We start from the raw sequence: 804 nt of genomic DNA, 5'->3' as shown, positions 1-804 counted from the left end.
CACCGGGATGATCGGGTGGCCCTCGCCGGCCAGCGTGAAGCCGAGCTTGGTCATCTCGGTGCGAAACAGGCTCGCATTGGCATAGAGCCGTTCGCGCAAGGCATCGCCGTTGTCGATCAGGTCGAAGACTTTGAGCGAGGCGGCGGCAATGACCGGCGCCAGGGTGTTGGAAAACAGATAAGGGCGCGAGCGCTGCCTGAGCCAGTCGACGACTTCGGCCTTGGCCGAGGTGTAGCCGCCCGAAGCGCCGCCGAGCGCCTTGCCGAGCGTGCCGGTGATGATGTCGATCCGGCCCTCGACGCCACAATGTTCGGCGGAGCCACGGCCATTCTTCCCGACGAAACCGACCGCATGGCTGTCGTCGACCATGACCATGGCGCCATATTTGTCGGCGAGATCGCAGACGCCCTTAAGATTGGCGATGATGCCATCCATCGAGAAGACGCCATCGGTGGCGATCAGCTTGAAGCGGCTGCCCTCGGCCTTCTTCAGCTCCTCCTCCAGCGCCGCCATGTCGTTGTTGGCGTAGCGGAAGCGCCTGGCCTTCGACAGCCGCACGCCGTCGATGATCGAGGCGTGGTTGAGCGCATCGGAGATGATCGCATCCTCTTCGCCGAGCAGCGTTTCGAACAGGCCGCCATTGGCATCGAAACAGGAGGAATAGAGGATCGTGTCTTCCAGCCCGAGGAAGGACGAAATGCGTGCCTCCAGCTGTCTATGCTCCTCCTGCGTGCCGCAGATGAAACGCACCGAGGCCATGCCGTAACCGTAACGGTCGAGCGCCTGTTTGCCGGCCTCGGCCAG

At 63.2% G+C, this 804-nt stretch carries 1 protein-coding gene; it reads right to left on the bottom strand.

Features of this window, described 5'->3' with window-relative positions; all coding sequences use genetic code 11:
- Window positions 1–804, bottom strand: an 804-nt coding sequence (locus IB272_RS34450) for a glycine C-acetyltransferase (protein WP_192445891.1), incomplete at both ends; no start/stop codon positions are given.

The sequence above is a fragment of the Ensifer sp. ENS08 genome, assembly GCF_014852195.1.
GTDB classification, from domain to species: Bacteria; Pseudomonadota; Alphaproteobacteria; order Rhizobiales; family Rhizobiaceae; genus Ensifer; species Ensifer adhaerens.
Note: the sequence above shows the minus strand (reverse complement) of the source record. Positions and strands in the feature narration are given on the sequence as shown.